The organism is Streptomyces sp. HD (assembly GCF_028369295.1).
GTDB lineage: Bacteria > Actinomycetota > Actinomycetes > Streptomycetales > Streptomycetaceae > Streptomyces.
In genome coordinates this window covers 37,926-59,535 of the sequence record NZ_JAQMYP010000028.1, presented here as the reverse complement: position 1 = coordinate 59,535, position 21,610 = coordinate 37,926, and the positions used below count along the sequence as shown (strand labels likewise).

The following is a 21,610-nucleotide window of genomic DNA, read 5'->3' as shown; positions in this document are numbered from 1 at the left end:
TCGCCGCCGTCCCGCCCGGGACCGCCTCACCCGTCGCCGAACGCTGTCGCCGAACGCTGGGGAAAGCTTTGCCGAGCGTGTGACCTTGGTGCTCGGGAGGGGCTGCCCGGTGTCGGTACCGCCGGGTAGGGTGCGGACCCATGGGTGGCGAGAGCACGACACGTACGGCGCCGCGTGACGGCGGCGCGAGCAGGGGCCCGGCGGGCAGTCGGACCGGACAGCGGTTGTCCGGGCTGGCGGTGGCGCTGGGCCTGGTGCTGTTCCTGGGCGGGTTCGCCTGGGGAGTGGTGGTCTACCGGCCGTACACCGTGCCCACCAGTTCGATGGCGCCGACGATCGGCGCCGGCGACCGGGTCCTGGCCCAGCGCATCGACGGCGGTGACATCCGCCGTGGTGACGTTGTCGTCTTCACGGACAAGACCTGGGTGACCAACGCCCCGGTCGTCAAGCGCGTGGTCGCCGTCGGCGGGGACACGGTCGGCTGCTGCACGGACGGCAAGCTGACCGTCAACGGCAAGCAGATCGACGAGCCCTATCTGGCCGATGACGGCCTGGCCGAGCTGCAGAACTTTCCGACCGTGACCGTGCCGAAGGACCGGCTCTTCCTGCTCGGCGACGAGCGGAGCGGTTCCCTGGACTCCACGGCCCATCTCACCGACGCCGCCCGCGGAACCGTGGCGCGCAGTGCAGTGTCGGCCCGGGTGGAGGCCGTCGTATGGCCCATGGACGGCACGCTGGAGCGCCCCACGGGCTTCGAGTCCCTCGGCGGGCTGTCGTCGCCGGGGCCGCTGCGGACGATCGTCGCGCTGATCGTGGTGGGCGGTGTGCTGGTGCTGGGCGGCGGGGCGTACGGGCCGATCGCGAACCGGCGGGCCAAGCGCTCCACGCCCCGGACGGAGCCCGTGAGTGCCCGCTGAGGCGGCGGGCGTGGGGTACGGACCGGGGGGCGGAACCGACGCGGGGGAGAGCCCGTACGGCGACTCGTACGACGGCGGGCTGCGCAGGGTGGCGCGCGTCGTCCTGCTCGACCCGCAGGACCGCATTCTGCTGCTGCACGGCCATGAGCCGGAGGATCCGGCCGACGACTGGTGGTTCACCCCGGGCGGCGGCGTCGAGGGCGACGAGAGCCACGAGCAGGCCGCGCTGCGGGAGCTGGCCGAGGAGACCGGTATCACCGAGGTCGAACTCGGTCCGGTTCTGTGGCGGCGCAGGTGCTCCTTCCCGTTCGCCGGCCGCCGCTGGGACCAGGACGAGTGGTACTACCTGGCCCGTACGACGCAGACGGCGACCCGGGCCGTGGGCCTCACCGAGCTGGAGCGGCGCAGCGTCGCCGGAGCCCGGTGGTGGACTTGTGAGGAACTTGCCCGGGCGCATGAGACGGTGTATCCGACCAGACTTGCCGAGCTGCTGCGCACACTGCTCGACGATGGTCCCCCCGCCCGGCCCGTGACCCTTGACGCCGAAATTGTCTAGGTGCTGACGGGACTGGCGCACAATGGTGGGATCGCACGGCTGAAGGGGAACATGCCATGAGCGCCGAGGACCTCGAAAAGTACGAGACCGAGATGGAGCTCAAGCTCTATCGGGAGTACCGCGATGTCGTCGGTCTGTTCAAGTACGTGATCGAGACCGAGCGGCGCTTCTACCTGACCAACGACTACGAGATGCAGGTGCACTCGGTCCAGGGTGAGGTGTTCTTCGAGGTGTCCATGGCGGATGCCTGGGTGTGGGACATGTACCGGCCGGCGCGGTTCGTGAAGCAGGTTCGGGTGCTCACGTTCAAGGACGTGAACATTGAGGAGCTCAACAAGAGTGACCTGGAGCTCCCGGGCGGGTGATGTTCACCCGTGTGGGTGAGCAGGTTATCCACAATGGCGGCCCTGTCCACCAAGATCCAATAGCTCGCTGAGCTGCCCTCATCGTTGGCGCCGGAGGTGGTGCCGAGATGAGCACGAGCAAGGGAAGCGCACGGAGCGCACTGGGCAGGTACGGCGAGACGCTGGCCGCACGGCGGCTGGCCGAGGCCGGGATGACGGTCCTGGAGCGCAACTGGCGCTGCGGCAGGACCGGTGAGATCGACATCGTGGCGCGGGACGGCGACGTCCTGGTCGTCTGCGAGGTCAAGACCCGCAGGACGGGTGCCTTCGAGCACCCCATGGCCGCGGTGACCCCGGACAAGGCACAGCGCCTTCGGAGCCTGGCGGAGAGCTGGCTCCACACCCATGGCGGAGCCCCACCCGGAGGCGTCCGCATCGACCTGGTGGGCGTCCTCCTGCCGGAACGCGGCGCCCCGGTCGTCGAGCACGCCCGAGGGGTGGCCTGACATGGGGTTCGCTCGCACATGCTCGGTGGCCCTGGTGGGGGTCGAGGGGGTTGTGGTCGAGGTCCAGGCGGACCTGGAGCCTGGGGTGGCTGCGTTCACATTGGTGGGGTTGCCGGACAAGAGTTTGACGGAGAGCAAGGACCGGGTGCGCGCCGCGGTGGTGAACTCCGGTGCCCCATGGCCGCAGAAGAAACTGACGATCGGCCTGAGCCCGGCGTCCGTACCGAAGAGCGGCAGCGGATTCGACCTCGCCGTCGCCGCGGCCATCCTCGGGGCTGCCGAGCGGATCGACCCTCGCGTGCTCGCCGACATCGTGATGATCGGGGAGCTGGGCCTGGACGGACGGGTCCGGCCGGTTCGGGGCGTCCTTCCGGCGGTACTCGCGGCGGCGGCCGCGGGGTACGAACAGGTGGTCGTACCCGAGTGTGCGGTGCCGGAGGCGTCGCTTGTTCCGGGTGTCTCGGTGCTGGGTGTGCGGAGCCTGCGCCAGCTGATCGCGGTCTTGACGGATGAACCGGTGCCGGACGAGGAACCCGTCTCGGGCGAGATCCGCCCGGATCCCTTCCTGGCGGGTCTGGCGCTCCCGGGCACCGGGCTCGGAGCGGTGCTCGGCGGCCACACCCCGGATCTGGCGGACGTGGCAGGCCAGCGGTTGGCCAGGGTGGCACTGGAGGTGGCTGCGGCCGGGCGACATCACGTCTTCTTCAAGGGTCCCCCGGGAGCCGGTAAGACGATGCTGGCCGAACGGCTGCCGGGTCTGTTGCCCGAGCTGAGCCGACAGGAATCGCTGGAGGTCACCGCGGTGCATTCGGTGGCGGGAGTGCTGCCACCCGGCCACCCTTTGGTCGACAAGCCGCCATACTGCGCGCCGCACCACTCGGCGACCATGGCCTCGCTCGTCGGCGGTGGGAACGGCTTTCCCCGACCGGGAGCGGTGTCCCTCGCACATCACGGAGTGTTGTTCCTCGACGAGGCAGCGGAGTTCCACAGCAGCGTGCTGGACTCGCTGCGTCAGCCGCTGGAATCGGGACACGTGGTGGTCGCCCGTGCCGCCGGGATACTGCGGATGCCCGCCAAGTTCCTCATGGTCCTCGCGGCCAATCCGTGCCCCTGCGGTCGTCATGGACGGGGGGAGGACACCTGCGAGTGCAGGCCCTCCTCGATCAAGCGATACCGGGCCCGGCTGTCCGGCCCTCTCATGGACCGCGTGGACCTGCGGGTGACGGTCGAGCCGGTGGCCCGGGCCGAACTGCTCCAGCTCCACACCGGGGCGGAGACGACGGCGATGGTGGCGGAACGAGTCAAGGCCGCTCGGGAGCGGGCGGCCGCCCGCTACGAAGGGACGCCCTGGCGAACGAACAGCGAGGTGCCGGGGCATGAGCTGCGTACTCGCTGGCCCGTCCAGCCGGGAGCCCTCCGCAAGGCCGAGGATGACCTGGACCGAGGCCTGCTCACGGCGCGGGGGCTGGACCGAGTCCTCCGCGTCGCCTGGACACTGGCCGACCTCGCCGGCCGCGCCCGCCCCTCGGCGAACGACGTGAACTGGGCCCTGGAGCTACGCACCGGTGTCCGGCGCGGTGCGGTCCTGGAAGGCATCGGCACATGACGGGCAACGAGGAGCCTCGCGGCGGGCCGAGGGCAGGGGCAACAAACGGGTGGGTGACGGATCCTGGCGGCAGCCGTGCCGCGCTGTATGGCCGCGAGGGAGCAGATACCGGTGTGGATGACCCCGTCGGGCTGAGCGGAGGCGCGGCAAGCGGCCGCATGGCAGGAGACGAGGACCTTCGTGGCGGGCCGGGTGGTCACCGACCGGGGGAGCGACACGTGACGGGAGAGGGGGACCTTCGTGCCGGACCGAGCAGCCTTGGGGCGACGGAGGGGCATCCGATGGGCGACGGCCGGCATCGCGGCGGGTTCTCAGGACCGGTGAGCGATGACGAGCTGCTCGACCGGGCCTTTCTCAGTCGCGTCGTCGAACCCGGCGACGAGGTGGTCGGACGGTGGGTGCGGGAGTTCGGGGTGGGGGAAGTGGTGCGGAGGTTGCGGGAGGGGGCGGAGGTGTTGCCCGGGGTGAGTTACAAGCGGTGGGACGGGTTGCGGGCCCGGGGAGCGCGGGCCGAGCCCGGGCGGGATCTTGCCGTGGCCCGGGAGGCCGGGGTGCGGTTTCTGTGCCCGGGGGACATCGAGTGGCCGCAGCAGCTCGATGATCTGGGGGATGCCCGGCCCGTCGGGCTGTGGGTGCGCGGGCGGGCCAGTCTGCGGATGTGGGCGTTGCGGTCCGTGGCCGTCGTCGGGGCCCGGGCCTGCACGGAGTACGGCGCGCACATGGCGGCCACCCTCGCCGGCGGGCTCGCCGAGCGGGGATGGGTGGTCGTGTCCGGCGGAGCCTACGGCGTCGACGGGGCCGCCCACCGGGGCGCCCTCGGCGCCGGCGGGGCCACCGTCGCCGTACTCGCCTGCGGGGTCGACCGGCCCTACCCGCGCGGGCACACCCAGTTGATCAACAGAATCGCGGAACAGGGTCTCGTGATCGGGGAGTTGCCCCCGGGCGATCATCCGACGCCCAGCAGATTCATCGTCCGGAACCGGGTGATCGCGGCGCTGACCCGGGGCACCGTCGTCGTCGAGGCCGCCCACCGCAGCGGCTCGCTCGTCACCGCTCGGGCGGCACAGCGACTGGGGCGTCACACGATGGGGGTGCCCGGCCCGGCCACCAGCGGACTCTCCGCCGGAGTGCACGAGCTCCTGCGCGCAGACGCCGCACTGGTCACCGACGCCGCGGAGGTCGTCGAACTCGTCGGCGACATGGGAGAGCTGGCGCCCGAGCGGCGCGGGCCCGTCCTGCCACGCGATCTGCTGGAGCCGGGCGCCCGCAGAGTCCTGGCCGCGTTGCCCGGTCGGCGGGCAGCGCGGGCGGACGAGGTCGCGCGCGGCGCGCAGACCACCGAGGACGACGCGATCGCCAGACTGTACGAACTCCGCTCACTCGGTTACGTCGAACGACACGGCGACAGCTGGAAGTTGACACGCCAGGCGATTATGTCCGCTCGGGGCGGTCGGAGTCGATGCTGACGGAACGTGTTCGGCCGTACGGGGGAACACGGACACCCTTGGAAATTCGCCCAGTTGGGGTGTTCGGGTGATCACGTAGAGCGACCGCCGTGCCCCGGTAGGACGTCCAGCGGAACGTATCTGCGTACGGCTTGCGCTCCGTCCTTCGCTCACCGCGACACCGTAGTCACGCTACGCTCACGTGGATTCCTGCGCAGACCGGCCCTCGACCCCGCAACAGCATCAGAACGTCATCACACCGACAGCTCCCCCAGGCACTCCCACTTCACGGCAGAACGGCACAAGGCAACGAATGCCCCAGCACACCTCCGGGTCCGACCGGGCGGCGCTCCCCCCAGCCGCCCGTGACGGTGGCAGCGTGCGGCCGCCCGCTCCATCGACACTCGATGAGCTGTGGCGGTCGTACAAGGCGACAGGGGACGAGCGGTTGCGCGAGCAGCTGATCCTGCACTACTCGCCGCTCGTCAAGTACGTGGCGGGCCGGGTGAGCGTCGGTCTGCCGCCCAACGTGGAACAGGCGGACTTCGTGTCGTCGGGGGTGTTCGGGCTGATCGACGCGATCGAGAAGTTCGACATCGACCGGGAGATCAAGTTCGAGACATACGCGATCACGCGGATCCGGGGCGCGATGATCGACGAGCTCCGGGCACTGGACTGGATCCCCCGGTCGGTGCGGCAGAAGGCGCGGAACGTGGAGCGGGCCTACGCGACGCTGGAGGCCCGGCTGCGGCGGACGCCCACGGAGTCCGAGGTGGCCGTCGAGATGGGGATCGCGGTGGACGAACTCCACTCGGTCTTCAGCCAGTTGTCGCTGGCGAACGTGGTGGCGCTGGAGGAGCTGCTGCACGTCGGGGGCGAGGGCGGCGACGGGCTGAGCGTCATGGACACGCTGGAGGACACCGCCGCCGACAATCCGGTCGAGGTCGCCGAGGACCGGGAACTGCGGCGGTTTCTGGCGCGGGCGATCAACACGTTGCCCGAGCGGGAGAAGACCGTGGTGACGCTGTACTACTACGAAGGTCTCACCCTCGCCGAGATCGGAAACGTGCTGGGTGTGACCGAGAGCCGGGTGAGTCAGATCCACACCAAGTCGGTGCTGCAGCTGCGCGCGAAACTGGCCGGCTTCGGTCGTTGACCTGGCCGGACGTGTCGGGGGATCCGTGGAGAGGCTCCCGATCGCGGTGGCACGTCCGTAGAGTGGTTGACGTGCCAAGGATTCGAGCGGCCTCCGTGGCCGAGCACCGGTCGATGCAGCGAGCCGCCCTGCTGGACGCGGCTCGATCCCTGTTGTCCGAGGGTGGGACGGAGGCGCTGACCTTCCCGGCTCTCGCCGAGCGGACGGGGCTCGCGCGGTCGTCCGTGTACGAGTACTTCCGGTCGCGGGCCGCCGTGGTCGAGGAGTTGTGCGAGGTCGACTTCCCTGTCTGGGCCGCGGAGGTTTCGGCGGCGATGGAGCGGGAGTCGACGGCCGACGGCAAGGTCGAGGCGTATGTGCGGCAGCAGCTCGCGCTGGTCGGGGACCGGCGGCACCGGGCTGTGGTGGCGATCTCCGCGAGCGAGCTGGACGCCGGGGCTCGGGAGAAGATCCGGGCGGCCCATGGCGGGCTCGTCGCGATGATCGTCGAGGCGCTGCGGGAGATGGGGCACGCGGAGCCTCGGCTGGCGGCGATGCTGTTGCAGGGCGTCGTGGATGCGGCCGTGCGGCGGATCGAGCTGGGGGCGGCGGAGGAGCCCGCGGCGATCACGGAGGCGGCGGTCTCGATGGCGCTGAGGGGCGTTCAGGGCTGAACCCGGCGAGGGCCGGCGTGGGGTGGGCCTCGGGTACCCGTGCCGACGGGACGCAGCCAGGCCGACCGAACGTACCCGAGCCGGTTTCCCCGCGCCCGCGCCGACGGGACGCAGCCAGGCCGACCGAACGCACCCGAGCCGGTTTCCCGCACCCGCGCGACGGGACGCACCCAGGCCGCCCTACTCAGAGGGCAACGGCACCCCCAGTACCGGCAGCAGCCTCGACGGGCCCCTGTGTAGCAGCCACGGGGGCATGAGGGACAGCGGGTCCAGGTATGTCCTCCCGCTCAGCAGGCCCCAGTGCACGCACATCGCCGTGCAATGTGACCCGCCTACCTCCACCGTCCCCACCACCTCACCCGCCGCCACCGCGTCCCCCTTCTTCACGGCCGCTCGCACCGGCTCGTACGTCGTCCGCAGTGGAGGATCCCCGGTACCTGTCAGCTCCAGCGACACGACGCCCTTTCCCGCGACCCGCCCCGCGAACGACACCCGCCCCGCAGCCACCGCCCGTACCGGTGCCCCGGCCGCGGCTGCCAGGTCCACGCCGCGATGACCCCGGCCGTACGTGGTCGCCGGGGGCTCCCAGCCGCGCAGGACCGGAGGGCGTACCCCCACGGGCCAGGCCCGGCCGACCGTCGGCACCGCTGGGTCCGGGGCCGGCGCGGCGGGCATGTCTGTGGCCGACAGCGTCAGTCGTGGGACCGGGGCCAACAGGGCGGTCGCCGTCAGGAGCAGCAGTAACACCAGCCGTACGCATGTCCTTGCCGTCCTGGCAGCCCTCGTCACCCTCACGCATCGCATCTCTCGCATGCGAGAACCGTCCCGCACCCCCGCAGATCATGGCCGGGATCTGTGGATAACTCCCGGGTTGTGGACAGCGGCGTCACCCAGGGCCTCGCGGGTCCCGTACACTTCTTCTGGCGATCCGGGTCACCGGGTCGACTTCGCACGCCCCGACACGGCCACCGGAAACGGTCCGTGTCAGCGCCCCTCGGTCCTTAGTGGCACGGCGCATGTGGGCGTCAGGCGCGGGAGCCATCCGGCCCCCGCGGCACAACCGAGAACCAAGGAGAACACGGCCATGGCCGTCGTCACGATGCGGGAGCTGCTGGAGAGCGGCGTCCACTTCGGTCACCAGACCCGTCGTTGGAACCCGAAGATGAAGCGCTTCATCTTCACGGAGCGCAACGGCATCTACATCATCGACCTGCTCCAGTCGCTGTCGTACATCGACCGCGCCTACGAGTTCGTCAAGGAGACCGTCGCCCACGGCGGCACGGTCATGTTCGTCGGTACGAAGAAGCAGGCGCAGGAGGCCATCGCCGAGCAGGCCACCCGCGTCGGCATGCCCTACGTCAACCAGCGCTGGCTGGGCGGCATGCTCACCAACTTCTCGACCGTCTACAAGCGTCTGCAGCGCCTCAAGGAGCTTGAGCAGATCGACTTCGAGGACGTCGCGTCCTCCGGTCTGACCAAGAAGGAGCTTCTCGTGCTCTCGCGCGAGAAGGCCAAGCTGGAGAAGACCCTCGGCGGTATCCGCGAGATGCAGAAGGTGCCCAGCGCCGTCTGGATCGTGGACACCAAGAAGGAGCACATCGCTGTCGGTGAGGCCCGGAAGCTCAACATTCCGGTTGTCGCCATCCTCGACACCAACTGTGACCCCGACGAGGTCGACTACAAGATCCCGGGCAACGACGACGCGATCCGCTCCGTCACCCTGCTCACCCGTGTGATCGCCGACGCCGTCGCCGAGGGCCTCATCGCCCGTTCCGGCGTGGCGACGGAGGGCAAGGGCGAGAAGGCCGCCGGCGAGCCGCTCGCCGAGTGGGAGCGCGACCTGCTTGAGGGCGAGAAGAAGGCCGACGAGGCTGCCGAGAAGCCGGCCGAGGCTCCGGCCGCCGAGGCTCCGGCTGCCGAGGCTCCGGCCGCCGAGGCTCCGGCTGCCGAGGCCCCCGCTGCCGAGGCTCCGGCCGCCGAGGGCGAGCAGGCCTGACACCGTCAGCGTTGACGGCGGGAGCGGTAGTGCATCCCACTGCGCCTCCGGCGCGGTGAACTCCGCTCCCGCCGTTCACCCGTAGGTCGACGGAATGTCGGCGGCCCCGGCTATTCCAGGGCGGTAGACCCCGTAGATCTTCGATCTTCCAGACTTCGAGAAAGATTCACAGAATCATGGCGAACTACACCGCCGCCGACGTCAAGAAGCTCCGCGAGCTCACCGGCGCCGGCATGATGGACTGCAAGAAGGCGCTGGACGAGGCCGAGGGCAACGTCGAGAAGGCCGTCGAGGCGCTCCGTATCAAGGGCCAGAAGGGCGTCGCCAAGCGCGAGGGCCGCTCCGCCGAGAACGGCGCCGTGGTCTCGATCATCGCCGACGACAACTCCTCCGGCGTCATCGTCGAGCTGAAGTGCGAGACGGACTTCGTCGCCAAGGGCGAGAAGTTCCAGGCCGTCGCGAACCAGATCGCGCAGCACGTCGCCGCGACCTCCCCGGCCGACCTCGACGCCCTGCTCGCCTCCGAGATCGAGGCCGGCAAGACCGTCCAGGCGTTCGTGGACGAGGCCAACGCCAACCTCGGCGAGAAGATCGTCCTGGACCGCTTCGCGCAGTACGCCGACGGCTTCGTCCTCGCCTACATGCACCGCACGATGCCCGACCTGCCCCCGCAGATCGGTGTCCTCGTCGAGCTGGACAAGCCGAACGCCGACGTCGCCAAGGGCATCGCCCAGCACATCGCCGCCTTCGCGCCGAAGTACCTCTCCAAGGAGGACGTGCCGGCCGAGGTCGTCGAGTCCGAGCGCCGCGTCGCCGAGGAGACCACCCGCGCCGAGGGCAAGCCCGAGGCCGCCCTGCCGAAGATCGTCGAGGGTCGCCTCAACGGCTTCTTCAAGGACGCCACGCTGCTCGGTCAGCCGTACGCGCTCGACAACAAGAAGTCCGTCCAGAAGGTTCTGGACGAGGCCGGTGTCACCCTGAAGCGCTTCGCGCGCATCAAGGTCGGCATCTGAGTCCGTACCGCGATCGGCGCCCGACCCCGATAGGGTCTGGGGCAGTCGTTGGCGGACGCCGTCACCGCGCACGCGCGCGTGACGGACGACAGCAGATCTGACGAGGAGGCCATTGCCGCGCATGGGATGCGAAACACGCCCGGGCCGGCAGTGGCCTTCTTCGTATGTGCACCACGTAACAAAGGCGGGATCTCGATGACCACCAAGGCCCAGAAGAGCGACGACGGCAAAGTACGCGGCCGGTTTCTGCTGAAGCTGTCCGGAGAGGCCTTCTCCGGTGGCGGGGGCCTCGGCGTCGACCCGGACGTGGTGCACAAGATCGCCCGCGAGATCGCCGCGGTCGTACGCGACGGGGCGCAGGTCGCGGTCGTCATCGGCGGCGGCAACTTCTTCCGCGGCGCCGAACTCCAGCAGCGCGGCATGGACCGGGCCCGCTCCGACTACATGGGCATGCTCGGCACCGTGATGAACTGCCTCGCCCTCCAGGACTTCCTGGAGAAGGAGGGCATCGACAGCCGGGTCCAGACCGCCATCACCATGGGTCAGGTCGCCGAGCCCTACATCCCGCTGCGTGCCGTACGGCACCTGGAGAAGGGCCGCGTGGTCATCTTCGGCGCCGGTATGGGCATGCCGTACTTCTCCACCGACACCACCGCCGCCCAGCGCGCCCTGGAGATCGACGCCGAGGCGCTGCTCATGGGCAAGAACGGCGTGGACGGGGTCTACGACTCCGACCCGAAGACCAACCCCGACGCGGTCAAGTTCGACTCCCTCGGCTACGGCGAGGTCATCACCCGCGATCTCAAGGTCGCCGATGCCACCGCCGTCACCCTGTGCCGTGACAACAAGCTCCCGATCCTCGTCTTCGAGCTCCTGGCGGAGGGCAATATCGCACGCGCCGTCAAGGGTGAGAAGATCGGCACGCTTGTGGGTGAGCAGGGCAGCCAGGGCTGACGCCCGAGAACAACCCCGTCCGGGGGACGGACGGGACGGACCCTGACCGGGGGATGGACAATGTCCTGCCGGTCGGGAACCGTGCAGGAAGAAGACGCGACGCAGCCGGCCGCCGCCCCCACCTTGGAACCGCAGCCGGGCCTTTACTCAAGACACGCAGGAGCAAGTGGTGATCGAAGAGACCCTCCTCGAAGCCGAGGAGAAGATGGAGAAGGCCGTCGTGGTCGCCAAGGAGGACTTCGCCGCGATCCGTACCGGTCGTGCGCACCCGGCGATGTTCAACAAGATCGTGGCCGACTACTACGGCGCGCCGACGCCGATCAACCAGCTGGCTTCGTTCTCCGTGCCGGAGCCGCGCATGGCGGTCGTGACCCCGTTCGACAAGAGCGCCCTGCGCAACATCGAGCAGGCGATCCGGGACTCCGACCTCGGCGTCAACCCGAGCAACGACGGCAACATCATCCGAGTGGTGTTCCCCGAGCTCACCGAGGAGCGTCGCCGCGACTACATCAAGGTCGCCAAGGGCAAGGCCGAGGACGCGCGTGTGTCCATCCGCTCCGTGCGCCGCAAGGCCAAGGACGCCATCGACAAGCTGATCAAGGACGGCGAGATCGGTGAGGACGAGGGCCGCCGTGCGGAGAAGGAGCTCGACGACACCACGCACAAGTACGTCGCCCAGGTGGACGAGCTCCTGAAGCACAAGGAAGCGGAGCTGCTTGAGGTCTGATGAACGACTCTTCCTGGGGGGCACCGCCACAAGCCGGCGACGCCGGTCAAGCCGGGTACTGGGGGGCCGCCGCGCGTGGACCTGTCCAGGGGGCTGCCCCGGCGGGTCCCGCGTACGATGCGCCTCAGGCGCAGCAGACTCGCCCCATGCCCATCGTGCCCGACGTACCCGCGTATGGCGGAGACCAGGATGACGATCGGGGGGCCGCTCGGCTGAGCGGCCCCTTGTTCCGCGAACAGCCGCCGCATGCGCGGCCGTACGACACGCCGCAGGCGCGGCCCTTCGAGGCGGCGCAGCAGAATCCGGAGCCCATGCCCGACGCCTCGCAGCCGGCGCCCCCGCCGCAGAAGAAGAGCGCGGGGCGTGACCTGAGTGCTGCCATAGGGGTCGGTGTCGGGCTGGGCGTGGTGATCGTCGCGTCGCTGTTCGTCGTCAAGGCCGTGTTCGTCGGAGTCGTAGCGGTCGCCGTCGTCGTGGGTCTGTGGGAGCTGACCAAGCGGCTTGAGGAGCGCAAGGGCATCAAGGCGCCGCTGGTCCCGCTCGCGCTCGGCGGTGCGGCCATGGTCGTCGCCGGGTACGTCCGGGGTGCCGAGGGCGCCTGGGTGGCGATGGCGCTGACCGCGTTGGCCGTGCTGGTCTGGCGGATGACGGAGCCGCCGGAGGGCTACCTCAAGGACGTCACCGCGGGCGTCTTCGCGGCGTTCTACGTGCCGTTCCTGGCGACGTTCGTCGCGATGATGCTGACGGCCGACGACGGGGCGTGGCGTGTCCTGACGTTCCTGCTGCTGACGGTCGTCAGCGACACCGGTGCGTACGCCATCGGCTGGCGCTTCGGCAAGACCAAGCTCGCCCCGCGCATCAGCCCCGGCAAGACCCGCGAGGGCCTGCTGGGCGCGGTCAGCTTCGCGATGGTGGCGGGCGCCCTGTGCATGCACTTCCTGATCGACGACGGCACTTGGTGGCAGGGCCTGCTGCTGGGCCTCGCGGTCGCGGCCAGCGCGACGCTGGGTGACCTCGGCGAGTCGATGATCAAGCGCGACCTGGGCATCAAGGACATGGGCACGCTGCTGCCGGGTCATGGCGGGATCATGGACCGGTTGGACTCGTTGCTGCCTACCGCTCCGGTGGTGTGGCTGCTGCTGGTGCTGTTCGTGGGGTCGGGCTGACGGGTCGGGTCTGCGTCTGGTCGGCCGGCGTCTGGTCGGCCGGCGTCTGATCGGTCAGCGTCTGGTTGGTCGGTGTCCGAGGAGCCTCCGTTCTTGCAGAGCGGAGGCTCCTTGGTGTGTGGGACGATTCCCGTGTACGCCGTCAAAGGCACTCGAAGGGGGTCATCATGGCCATCATCCGAGAGAGCGTCGACGTCGATCGAGCCCCGGCCGATGTCTACGCGTACGTGACGGACCCCTCTCATCTGCCGGAATGGCAGCTGAGTGCGGTCTCGGTCGAGTCGCTCGACGAGGGACCGATCCATGCCGGCTCCCGGGTCCGGGTCACCCGGCGCGTCGGGAACCGTCAGATTCCGATGACCGTGCAGTTCGACGAGCTCGACCCTCCCCACAGCTGGGATCTGCACGGGACGGACGGCCCCGTCAGGGCCCGCGCCCACGGTGAGATCGAGCCGCTCGACGACGGGCGCCGTTCTCGCGTGACGATCGACCTCGACTTCGAGGGGCACGGCGTCGGCAAGGTCCTGGTACCCCTCGTCGTCCGCCCGCAGGTCCGCAAGGAACTGCCACGCGACGAGCAACTCCTCAAGGACCGGCTGGAGGGCAAGAACGACTAGGCCGTTCCACTGTCTCCGCTGCTCAGAAGCTGCAGATGCGCCAGCAGCTCATGACGTTGGTGTGCGCTCGTAGCCTGTTCGGCCGCCATGGACTGCATGAGGTCACGCGCCTGGTCGCGGTAGGGGGCGCCGAGTTCGCTCAGGGCCGCCATTGCCGCGTACCGATCGTCGAACGCGTTGGTCCTGTCCGTCGCCAGCTTCAGCAGAACCTCAGCGACGTGCGACAGATGCTCACCGTCGAAGTCCAGTAGCGACTCCGCTGCCTGAATTCGTGTCGCAGGGTCGGCCCGGGGCGAGTTCGTGATCTCAAGCAGGTGCCGGGTCGCGTGATCGGCCCACTTGGGAGCCAAGGCGTAAAGGGTGTCGATGAGGGCCATGCGGTCCACGAGGGGCTCAAGCCCTAGATGGCACACGAGAGAACAGAACAGGTATGTGTCGTCACCCGGATCCGGTTCGTCGTTACAACCGAGCGTGCCGAGCAGCGATCTGATGACCGATTGCTCGCGGATGGACAGAGGCTCGTCCGCGATCGGGTAGTGGGCGACCGACTCTGCGTGGGCGAGGGTCTTCGACGCGGGGACTTGATGCGCGAGGTATGCCTGGGCCAGGGGGTCCGACAGCTGACTGGCGACGCGCCGGCTCGCCGCGGGCAGACGAGGCAGGGCCGACAAGAACGTCTGCAACTGGGCCGGCGTGTACGGGCTGCCCTCAGCCATCAGAAGTCCCGCGACATGCTGATGCCCCGCGCTGCCCTCCAGCAGCCAGGTCAGCAGGGCCTCCGCCGCCAAAGGGTGCCGATGGGCGTAGTGAACGAGTGCGGTGCGGTGGTCGCGCCCTTTGCGCCCTGAGAGACGTGCGGCCTCGAATGTGAACCTCTGCCAGTCCTTGGAGCTTCCGTCGAAATGATCGGGGAGATCCATGGAGCGAGCCTCGGCCGCCAGGAATTCAGCGAAGCTGGCATGCAGGAACCGGATCGATCCCTCGGTCGCCATGAGAAGCCCACTCGATGTCAGCAGGGCGGCGACGTATTCCCCCCAACCGGGAATGCTCGTCTGAGCACGCGGACCGACGCTCGGACGCAGCCATTCCAGCGCGACCGTGAGGAGGTTGAACGGGGCCCGTTGACCGGATTCCTCGGAGTGGCCCAAGGGCTCTGAAAAGTGCCGAACCGCCTCAGTGGCGATATGCCGTAGGACGGCGTCGAGGTTCTCCTGCAGAAACCGGACGGCCTCCAGGGCCCGTGGGTCCCTGCCCGCGTGAGCACGCAACCGGCTGAACAGGCCTTCGCGCTGGGTGGCCTTCGCGCTCATGAGATAGGTCCGGTATTGGTCGAAGAGAGCGTACTGATTGTTGGGCAGGCGTTGTCCGGGCCAGGCTTCGAACACGGCGGCGGCCACGGCTGCGAGCAACGGCACTGCCACCAGATCCCGCAGTTCCGCGGCGTCGACCTGCCGCAGGAATTCCTGGGCCTGACGACGTGCGGGAACGCTCGTCCCGAACCAGCGCTCGGCGAATATCTCCAGCTGTGAGCGGTCGAAGGGCAACAGGGAGCAAACGAGGAATCCACTTTCGATGAAGCGGTCCCGTTCCACCGGGTGCAGCGGACGGCACGAATTGATGATCTTGATGTGCCCGGCTCGGCCGGCCTCGCTCCGGGCGATGGTGCTGAGGTGCAGGGCCAGGCGGTTACGTGCCTCCATGGGGATCTCGTCGAACCCGTCCACCAGAAGGAGCCAGGAGTATCCGTCCGGCAGCAGTCCTTTTGAGGCGTCGAGAAATCGTCGTTCATAGCGCTCGGTCGTGGCGAAGACGAGCCGGGACAACTCCTGATCCACTGCGCCCGGGCCGCTCGTCAGTTGTTCGGCAGTCGCCCAGACCGGGACGCAGGTGTGGTGCGTGACTGTCGCGTCGAGGATTTCGGCGGACAGGCGCCCGGCGAGTCTGGCGAGCAAGGTCGACTTCCCGCTGCCCGGGCCGGACTCCAGTAGGAGATGACAGCCGGCGGGATCATCGAGAAAGTCCTCGACAGGTCCCCGCTTCGCTTCTGTCCCGGCTTCATCGGCTGACGGCGATTCGTCGAGCCGTTGCTGAACGTGTACGGCCGACAGCGGCCGTCGCGCACCGGTGCCACCGTGGACGACATAGGGCCAGTCCTCTCCCCGCTCCATCTGGTCCACCAGCAGCGGGAGCAGGAAGGACGGAATCGGTGGCGAAGCCCCGACGGTGCGTCGGACGGGCTGGGCCGATTCGAGGAGTTCGTTGAGATGTCGTCGGTCGGGCTGCTCCCCGGCCCAACGCGACCAGAGTCGTACCAGGGCCCAGAGCTTCGGCTCATTGGACGGGGTGGGTGCCTGGCGGCTCTGCGGGTCGTCGGTCAGCCAGTTGCTCAGCCTGCGGGCATCCAGATCGACCTCGAATTCCTTGCCGAGGATCTTCGCTGTCTCGCGACGGGAGTACACCGCTCCCTGCCGGATCCGGTTCGCCCTGGCCCTGCCCTCCAAGCCCCGCAGGTACTCGTGGAGTGCGTGGTCCGGATGCTCCACGTCCTCCCGTCCCCTCCTGACGACCCTTCCGCTGCCCGCTGCGGGCACCGCCGGGCAGCCCGTGAACTGCAGAGTAAGAGCGTTGCCGCCCGGTTCGCCCGTGCTTCCTCCGGATTCGATCTGCGAGCACGCACCGTTTGGAGGCGAAACACCCGACGCCATCAGGGAGGGACAATGAGGCGCGACAACCGCCCCACCATCAAGCGCCTGTACCGCGCCGCGCTGTTTGCGGCAGTTCGCGGAGCGGCCGCCGCAGCGGGGTCGTCCGTGGTGGCCCTCGCGGTGTGGGCATGGCAACGCTGACAGTCGTGCGGCTTCGACCAGATCAAGACGGTTCGGGCGACTGCGCTGCCGTGGGGGCGACGTCCCGCCACTGTGCGAAAGTGCCGCCCATCCTTCGTCTCAACCCTTGCCTTACCTATCGAATATCGATAGATTCTCATCGTGATTCGATGGAAGGGTGGGTCATGGGCAAGTTGACCGTGCATGCGCTGCGCGCCGTGCTCGTGGTGGTGCTCGCCGGCACCGTGTTCGTGCAGTCGTTGATGGTGTGGACGCTGGTCAGCGGGAGTGACCCGGAGGACGGGTCGCTCCCGCTGACCGCGCTGCGCGTGATCACGGTCCTGGGCATGGTGTCGGCCCAGGTCGCCCTGGTCTGTGTAGGGCGGCTGGTGACGATGGTGCGACGCGGAACCGTGTTCTCCCACGCCGCCTTCCGGTACGTGGACGGCGTGATCGGCGCGATCGTGGCGGCTGCCCTCCTGTGGTTCGCGGTCACCGCCGTCAACGCACCCGGCCAGCGGGACGACCCGGGCGTCACCGTCATCATGGGCGGGGTCGGCGTGGCCATCCTGGGGGTCGCGCTCATCGTGCTCGTGCTGCGGATGCTGCTCGCCCAGGCCGTCGCGCGCGACGTCGAAGCGGCGCAGATGCAGGCCGAGTTGGACGAGGTGATCTGATGCCGATCGCCGTCGACATCGACGTGATGCTGGCCAGGCGGAAGATGTCCGTGGGCGAGCTCGCGGACCGCGTGGGGATCACGCCCGCCAACCTGGCGGTACTCAAGAACGGCCGCGCCAAGGCGGTGCGCTTCGCGACGCTCGCCGCGCTCTGCGAGGTGCTCAAGTGCCAGCCGGGAGACCTGCTGCGCTGGGAGGCCGAGGACGCCGCAGGCGAATGACGTGCCCTTCCGAGATCATGGAGTGCTCGACGTCCTCGCGATCCGCGCGGCGTACGGCACGCTCGCTCAGTGGCGACCGGCTACGACTACTAACGACAGCCGTAGCCACGGCAGCCACAGGTCACCCGAGTGGATCTGCGACACTGGGAGAGTTATGCCTGCACCCGGAGAACTCACTTTCGTCGCCCCGCGCGGAGCCAAGAAGCCGCCGCGGCATCTTGCCGATCTCACGCCCGGTGAGCGTAAGGACGCTGTCGCTGCGATCGGTGAGAAGCCGTTTCGTGCCAAGCAGCTGTCGCAGCACTACTTCGCGCGGTACACGCACGACCCGGAGCAGTGGACCGACATCCCCGCCGGGTCGCGTGCCAAGTTGCGGGAGGAGCTCTTTCCCGAGCTCATGACCGTCGTACGGCACCTGTCGACCGACCAGGGCGACACGCGCAAGACACTGTGGCGGCTGTTCGACGGGACGCTCGTCGAGTCGGTGCTGATGCGGTACCCGGACCGGGTGACCATGTGCATCAGCTCACAGGCCGGGTGCGGGATGAACTGTCCCTTCTGCGCCACCGGGCAGGCCGGGCTGGACCGTAATCTGTCCACCGCCGAGATCGTGCATCAGATCGTGGACGGGATGCGGGCGCTCAGGGACGGGGATGTGCCCGGCGGGCCCGCTCGGCTGTCCAACATCGTCTTCATGGGGATGGGGGAGCCGCTCGCCAACTACAACCGGGTCGTGGGCGCCATCCGGCGGCTCACCGACCCCGAGCCCGACGGGCTGGGGCTGTCGCAGCGTGGGATCACCGTGTCGACGGTCGGGCTCGTCCCGGCCATCCACCGGTTCTCCGACGAGGGCTTCAAGTGCCGGCTCGCGATCTCGCTGCACGCGCCCGACGACGAGCTGCGCGACACCCTCGTGCCCGTGAACACGCGGTGGAAGGTGCGCGAGGTGCTGGAGGCCGGGTTCGACTACGTCGCGAAGTCCGGGCGCCGGCTGTCCATCGAGTACGCGCTGATCCGGGACATCAACGATCAGGCCTGGCGCGGTGACCGGCTCGGGCGGCTGCTCAAGGGCAAGCCGGTGCATGTGAACCTGATTCCGCTGAACCCGACCCCGGGCTCGAAGTGGACCGCGTCCCGGCCCGAGGACGAGAAGGCGTTCGTCGAGGCCATCGCCGCCCATGGGGTGCCGGTGACCATTCGGGACACCCGTGGTCAGGAGATCGACGGGGCGTGTGGGCAGCTCGCCGCGACCGAGCGGTAGTCTGGCCACCGTAAGGTCGCCGTAAGCACATCTTCATATTCCGACAGGGGAGCGCCACAGCGCTGAGAGTGCGGCACCGGCCGCAGACCCTCTGAACCTTGCCCAGGTCATTCTGGGTAGGAAGTTCGGTCATCACTCAAGCTGTTGCGCCCTGCCCGGGAGTCGAAAGCGGACTTCCGGGCAGGGCCGCGTCTCTTCCTGGTCAACCCCAGGAGGAATTCAGTGAGCATCACCAAGAAGGCCACGGTCTTCGCCGTCGGGCTCGGTCTCGTCACGCTGTCCGCGTGCGGTTCGTCCGACTCGGGCGGCGGCGATGGCGGGGCCAGGAGCAAGACCGTGACGCTTGTCAGTCACAACTCGTGGTCCGTCTCGAAGGGTGTCCTCGCCGCGTTCGAGAAGCAGTCCGGCTACAAGGTCAAGGTCCTGGAGGACGGCGACGCCGGGCAGGCCGTCAACAAGGCGATCCTGACCAAGGACAACCCCCAGGGCGACGTCTTCTTCGGCGTCGACAACACCCTGCTCTCGCGGGCGCTCGACAACGGGCTGTTCCAGTCGTACGAGCCCAAGGGCTCCGACCTGATCCTGCCCGAGTACCGGGTCGACCAGGACAAGCACCGGGTCACCCCCATCGACACCGGCGACATCTGCGTCAACTACGACAAGGCGTACTTCAGCGAGCACAAGCTGACCCCGCCCAGCTCGTTCGACGATCTGATCAAGCCCGCGTACAAGAACCTCCTGGTCACCGAGAACGCCTCCACCTCCTCGCCCGGCCTCGGCTTCCTGCTCGGCACCGCCGCCCAGTACGGCGACGACGGCTGGCAGGACTACTGGAAGAAGCTGAAGGCCAACGGCGTGAAGGTGGTCGACGGCTGGGAGCAGGCCTACAACAACGAGTTCTCCGGGTCCGCCGGCGGCAAGAAGGCGGGGGCCGACCGGCCGCTCGTCGTGTCGTACGCCTCCTCGCCGCCCGCCGAGGTGATCTACGCCAAGCCCAAGCCGACCAGCGCGCCGACGGGCGTCGCGACGGGTACGTGCTTCCGGCAGGTCGAGTACGCGGGCCTGCTCAGCAACGCCAGGAACACCGAGGGCGGCAAGGCGCTCCTCGACTTCCTGCTGACCAAGACGTTCCAGGACGACATGCCGCTGAACATGTTCGTCTACCCGGTGCGGGAGGCCGCCCAGGTCCCGCCGGAGTTCGTGAAGTACGGCCCGCAGGCCAAGAACCCCGAGACCATGGACCCGGCGAAGATCGCCGACAATCGTGACGACTGGGTCAAGTCGTGGACCTCGCTCGTACTGAAGTAGCCCCGCGCAAGGGCCGTACAAGAGCCTCCAAGGGCGGCGCGGCGGCGCGGCTCGGCCTCATCGCCGTGCCCGTCGCGTTCTTCGCGGTCTTCTTCGCCTACCCCGTCGCCGCGATCGTCGCGCGCGGTCTGAAGGTCGACGGGGTGTGGCGGTTCGGGCGGCTCTGGGACGTGCTCGGGGAGTCGGACATCCGGCACGTCCTGTGGTTCACCACCTGGCAGGCGCTCGCCTCCACCGCGCTCACCCTGCTGATCGCGCTGCCGGGCGCCTACGTCTTCGCCCGCTTCGACTTCCCCGGCAAGCAGGTCCTGCGGGCTGTGGTGACGGTGCCCTTCGTGCTGCCGACGGTCGTCGTCGGCACGGCGTTCCTCGCGCTCGTCGGGCGCGGCGGACTCCTCGACGAGCTGTGGGGCGTACGGCTCGACACCACCGTGTGGGCCATCCTGCTCGCGCACGTCTTCTTCAACTACGCCGTCGTCGTACGGACGGTGGGCGGACTGTGGTCCCAGCTCGACCCGCGGCAGGAGGAGGCCGCGCGGATGCTCGGGGCGTCGCCCCTGAAGGCCTGGCGGCAGGTCACCCTCCCGGCGCTCGGGCCCGCCGTGGCCGCCGCCGCGCTCATGGTCTTCCTGTTCACCTTCACCTCTTTCGGGGTGGTGCAGATCCTCGGCGGGCCGACCTTCTCGACCCTCGAAGTGGAGATCTACCGGCAGACCTCCGAGATCTTCGACCTGTCCACCGCCGCCGTCCTGACGATCATCCAGTTCCTGGCCGTGTCCGCGATCCTCGCCGTGCACGCCTGGACGGTACGGCGGCGGGAGAGCGCCCTGCGCCTGGTGGACGCCTCGGTGACCGCCCGGCGGCCGCGCGGCGCGGGGCAGTGGGCGCTGCTGGCCGGTGTCCTGGCCGTCATCGTCGTACTCCTGCTGCTGCCGCTCGCCGTGCTGGTGCAGCGATCGTTCGACGCCCCCGACCTCGGCTACTACCGGGCGCTGACCAGCGCCGACGGCGGGGTCTTCCTCGTCGCGCCGATCGAGGCGATCGGGAATTCGCTCCAGTACGCCGTCGTCGCGACCCTCATCGCCGTGCTGATCGGCGGTCTGGCCGCCGCCGCGCTGACCCGGCGGGACGCGGGCAGGTTCGTCCGCGGCTTCGACGCGCTGTTGATGCTGCCGCTCGGGGTGTCGGCGGTGACCGTCGGGTTCGGGTTCCTGATCGCCCTGGACGAGCCGCCGCTCGATCTGCGGTCCTCCTGGATCCTCGTGCCGCTGGCGCAGGCGCTGGTCGGGGTGCCGTTCGTCGTACGGACCATGCTGCCGGTGCTGCGGGCCGTGGACCAGCGGCTGCGCGAGGCGGCGTCGGTGCTGGGTGCTTCGCCCTGGCGGGTCTGGCGCGAGGTCGATCTGCCGATGGTGCGGCGGGCCCTGCTGGTCGCGGCCGGTTTCGCCTTCGCGGTGTCGCTGGGGGAGTTCGGGGCGACGGTGTTCATCGCCCGGCCCGACAACCCGACCCTGCCGGTGGCCGTGGCGCGGCTGCTGGGGCGGGCCGGTGAGCTCAACTACGGCCAGGCGATGGCCCTTTCGACGGTACTGATGGTGGTGTGCGCGGTGGCGTTGCTGGTGCTGGAGCGGCTTCGCACGGATCGGACGGGGGAGTTCTGAG

General features: G+C 69.1%; 21 protein-coding genes. 19 read left to right on the top strand and 2 right to left on the bottom strand.

All coding sequences use genetic code 11. The annotated features are described in order from the left end of the window. Positions 1–140: 140 nt before the first annotated feature. The 8 genes from lepB to POF73_RS26025 all read left to right on the top strand — a co-directional run bounded on the left by lepB (position 141) and on the right by POF73_RS26025 (position 7,183). A complete protein-coding gene (gene lepB / locus POF73_RS26060) occupies positions 141–917 on the top strand; it encodes a signal peptidase I (RefSeq protein WP_272120043.1) in 777 nt (258 codons plus the stop codon). A 10-nt stretch (positions 918–927) separates the two neighbouring features. Then, positions 928–1,473: an NUDIX hydrolase gene (locus POF73_RS26055; protein ID WP_272120219.1), complete on the top strand. Its 546-nt coding sequence runs from the start codon at positions 928–930 to the stop codon at positions 1,471–1,473. 56 nt (positions 1,474–1,529) lie between these two features. After that, entirely contained in the window at positions 1,530–1,838 is a 309-nt protein-coding gene (locus POF73_RS26050) for a DUF2469 domain-containing protein (RefSeq protein WP_003965949.1), read from the top strand. A gap of 107 nt (positions 1,839–1,945) precedes the next feature. Continuing rightward, positions 1,946–2,323 carry a YraN family protein gene (locus POF73_RS26045; RefSeq protein WP_272119924.1) on the top strand — a complete coding sequence of 126 codons (378 nt, stop codon included), beginning with the start codon at positions 1,946–1,948 and terminating at the stop codon, positions 2,321–2,323. A gap of 1 nt (position 2,324) precedes the next feature. Beyond that, positions 2,325–3,929 carry a YifB family Mg chelatase-like AAA ATPase gene (locus POF73_RS26040; protein WP_272119922.1) on the top strand — a complete coding sequence of 535 codons (1,605 nt, stop codon included), beginning with the start codon at positions 2,325–2,327 and terminating at the stop codon, positions 3,927–3,929. Positions 3,930–4,210: 281 nt separating this feature from the next. Further along, positions 4,211–5,395 (top strand): DNA-processing protein DprA, encoded by a 1,185-nt coding sequence (gene dprA / locus POF73_RS26035; RefSeq protein ID WP_272119920.1) that lies wholly within the window; start codon positions 4,211–4,213, stop codon positions 5,393–5,395. A 292-nt stretch (positions 5,396–5,687) separates the two neighbouring features. Next, entirely contained in the window at positions 5,688–6,530 is an 843-nt protein-coding gene (gene whiG, locus POF73_RS26030) for an RNA polymerase sigma factor WhiG (protein ID WP_272119918.1), read from the top strand. A gap of 95 nt (positions 6,531–6,625) precedes the next feature. Then, positions 6,626–7,183, top strand: a complete 558-nt coding sequence (locus POF73_RS26025) for a TetR/AcrR family transcriptional regulator (RefSeq protein WP_272120216.1) — start codon at positions 6,626–6,628, stop codon at positions 7,181–7,183. Between the two features lie 180 nt (positions 7,184–7,363). Here the strand turns inward: POF73_RS26025 and POF73_RS26020 are convergent, their stop codons facing one another. Further along, positions 7,364–7,930 carry a M23 family metallopeptidase gene (locus POF73_RS26020; protein ID WP_272119916.1) on the bottom strand — a complete coding sequence of 189 codons (567 nt, stop codon included), beginning with the start codon at positions 7,928–7,930 and terminating at the stop codon, positions 7,364–7,366. A gap of 337 nt (positions 7,931–8,267) precedes the next feature. Between POF73_RS26020 and rpsB the strand changes: the two genes are divergently transcribed. The 6 genes from rpsB to POF73_RS25990 all read left to right on the top strand — a co-directional run bounded on the left by rpsB (position 8,268) and on the right by POF73_RS25990 (position 13,656). Then, positions 8,268–9,179 (top strand): 30S ribosomal protein S2, encoded by a 912-nt coding sequence (gene rpsB, locus POF73_RS26015; RefSeq protein ID WP_272119914.1) that lies wholly within the window; start codon positions 8,268–8,270, stop codon positions 9,177–9,179. Positions 9,180–9,355: 176 nt separating this feature from the next. Further along, entirely contained in the window at positions 9,356–10,192 is an 837-nt protein-coding gene (tsf, locus tag POF73_RS26010) for a translation elongation factor Ts (protein ID WP_272119912.1), read from the top strand. A 195-nt stretch (positions 10,193–10,387) separates the two neighbouring features. Beyond that, positions 10,388–11,146: a UMP kinase gene (gene pyrH, locus POF73_RS26005; protein WP_272119911.1), complete on the top strand. Its 759-nt coding sequence runs from the start codon at positions 10,388–10,390 to the stop codon at positions 11,144–11,146. Between the two features lie 169 nt (positions 11,147–11,315). Continuing rightward, positions 11,316–11,873: a ribosome recycling factor gene (gene frr / locus POF73_RS26000; RefSeq protein WP_147994035.1), complete on the top strand. Its 558-nt coding sequence runs from the start codon at positions 11,316–11,318 to the stop codon at positions 11,871–11,873. Further along, positions 11,873–13,039 carry a phosphatidate cytidylyltransferase gene (locus tag POF73_RS25995; RefSeq protein WP_272119905.1) on the top strand — a complete coding sequence of 389 codons (1,167 nt, stop codon included), beginning with the start codon at positions 11,873–11,875 and terminating at the stop codon, positions 13,037–13,039. Before frr ends, POF73_RS25995 begins: the two co-directional genes overlap by 1 nt. A gap of 167 nt (positions 13,040–13,206) precedes the next feature. Then, positions 13,207–13,656: an SRPBCC family protein gene (locus POF73_RS25990; RefSeq protein ID WP_272119903.1), complete on the top strand. Its 450-nt coding sequence runs from the start codon at positions 13,207–13,209 to the stop codon at positions 13,654–13,656. Here POF73_RS25990 and POF73_RS25985 read toward each other — a convergent pair. Further along, positions 13,653–16,199, bottom strand: a complete 2,547-nt coding sequence (locus tag POF73_RS25985; RefSeq protein ID WP_272119901.1) for an NACHT domain-containing protein — start codon at positions 16,197–16,199, stop codon at positions 13,653–13,655. The genes POF73_RS25990 and POF73_RS25985 overlap by 4 nt on opposite strands. A gap of 467 nt (positions 16,200–16,666) precedes the next feature. Between POF73_RS25985 and POF73_RS25980 the strand changes: the two genes are divergently transcribed. The 5 genes from POF73_RS25980 to POF73_RS25960 all read left to right on the top strand — a co-directional run bounded on the left by POF73_RS25980 (position 16,667) and on the right by POF73_RS25960 (position 21,609). Continuing rightward, positions 16,667–17,158 carry a DUF2975 domain-containing protein gene (locus POF73_RS25980; protein WP_272119899.1) on the top strand — a complete coding sequence of 164 codons (492 nt, stop codon included), beginning with the start codon at positions 16,667–16,669 and terminating at the stop codon, positions 17,156–17,158. Beyond that, the gene (locus POF73_RS25975; protein WP_057613216.1) at positions 17,158–17,379 is read left to right on the top strand and encodes a helix-turn-helix domain-containing protein; all 222 of its coding nucleotides are present in this window, start codon (positions 17,158–17,160) and stop codon (positions 17,377–17,379) included. The genes POF73_RS25980 and POF73_RS25975 overlap by 1 nt, the downstream gene beginning before the upstream one ends. Positions 17,380–17,533: 154 nt before the next feature. Continuing rightward, positions 17,534–18,640, top strand: coding sequence for a 23S rRNA (adenine(2503)-C(2))-methyltransferase RlmN (gene rlmN / locus POF73_RS25970; RefSeq protein WP_272119894.1), 1,107 nt, complete (start codon positions 17,534–17,536; stop codon positions 18,638–18,640). A 222-nt stretch (positions 18,641–18,862) separates the two neighbouring features. Then, the gene (locus POF73_RS25965; RefSeq protein ID WP_272119892.1) at positions 18,863–19,948 is read left to right on the top strand and encodes a thiamine ABC transporter substrate-binding protein; all 1,086 of its coding nucleotides are present in this window, start codon (positions 18,863–18,865) and stop codon (positions 19,946–19,948) included. Next, a complete protein-coding gene (locus POF73_RS25960) occupies positions 19,924–21,609 on the top strand; it encodes an ABC transporter permease (RefSeq protein WP_272119890.1) in 1,686 nt (561 codons plus the stop codon). Before POF73_RS25965 ends, POF73_RS25960 begins: the two co-directional genes overlap by 25 nt. The last annotated feature ends 1 nt before the right edge of the window (position 21,610 follow it).

Excerpts from the sequence above, each read along its gene's own strand:
- lepB (WP_272120043.1), top strand. The coding sequence starts at position 141 with ATGGGTGGCGAGAGCACGACACGTACGGCGCCGCGTGACGGCGGCGCG.
- POF73_RS26050 (WP_003965949.1), top strand. The coding sequence starts at position 1,530 with ATGAGCGCCGAGGACCTCGAAAAGTACGAGACCGAGATGGAGCTCAAG.
- POF73_RS26045 (WP_272119924.1), top strand. The coding sequence starts at position 1,946 with ATGAGCACGAGCAAGGGAAGCGCACGGAGCGCACTGGGCAGGTACGGC.
- POF73_RS26040 (WP_272119922.1), top strand. The coding sequence starts at position 2,325 with ATGGGGTTCGCTCGCACATGCTCGGTGGCCCTGGTGGGGGTCGAGGGG.
- dprA (WP_272119920.1), top strand. The coding sequence starts at position 4,211 with ATGGGCGACGGCCGGCATCGCGGCGGGTTCTCAGGACCGGTGAGCGAT.
- whiG (WP_272119918.1), top strand. The coding sequence starts at position 5,688 with ATGCCCCAGCACACCTCCGGGTCCGACCGGGCGGCGCTCCCCCCAGCC.
- rpsB (WP_272119914.1), top strand. The coding sequence starts at position 8,268 with ATGGCCGTCGTCACGATGCGGGAGCTGCTGGAGAGCGGCGTCCACTTC.
- tsf (WP_272119912.1), top strand. The coding sequence starts at position 9,356 with ATGGCGAACTACACCGCCGCCGACGTCAAGAAGCTCCGCGAGCTCACC.
- pyrH (WP_272119911.1), top strand. The coding sequence starts at position 10,388 with ATGACCACCAAGGCCCAGAAGAGCGACGACGGCAAAGTACGCGGCCGG.
- POF73_RS25995 (WP_272119905.1), top strand. The coding sequence starts at position 11,873 with ATGAACGACTCTTCCTGGGGGGCACCGCCACAAGCCGGCGACGCCGGT.
- POF73_RS25990 (WP_272119903.1), top strand. The coding sequence starts at position 13,207 with ATGGCCATCATCCGAGAGAGCGTCGACGTCGATCGAGCCCCGGCCGAT.
- POF73_RS25980 (WP_272119899.1), top strand. The coding sequence starts at position 16,667 with ATGGGCAAGTTGACCGTGCATGCGCTGCGCGCCGTGCTCGTGGTGGTG.
- POF73_RS25975 (WP_057613216.1), top strand. The coding sequence starts at position 17,158 with ATGCCGATCGCCGTCGACATCGACGTGATGCTGGCCAGGCGGAAGATG.
- rlmN (WP_272119894.1), top strand. The coding sequence starts at position 17,534 with ATGCCTGCACCCGGAGAACTCACTTTCGTCGCCCCGCGCGGAGCCAAG.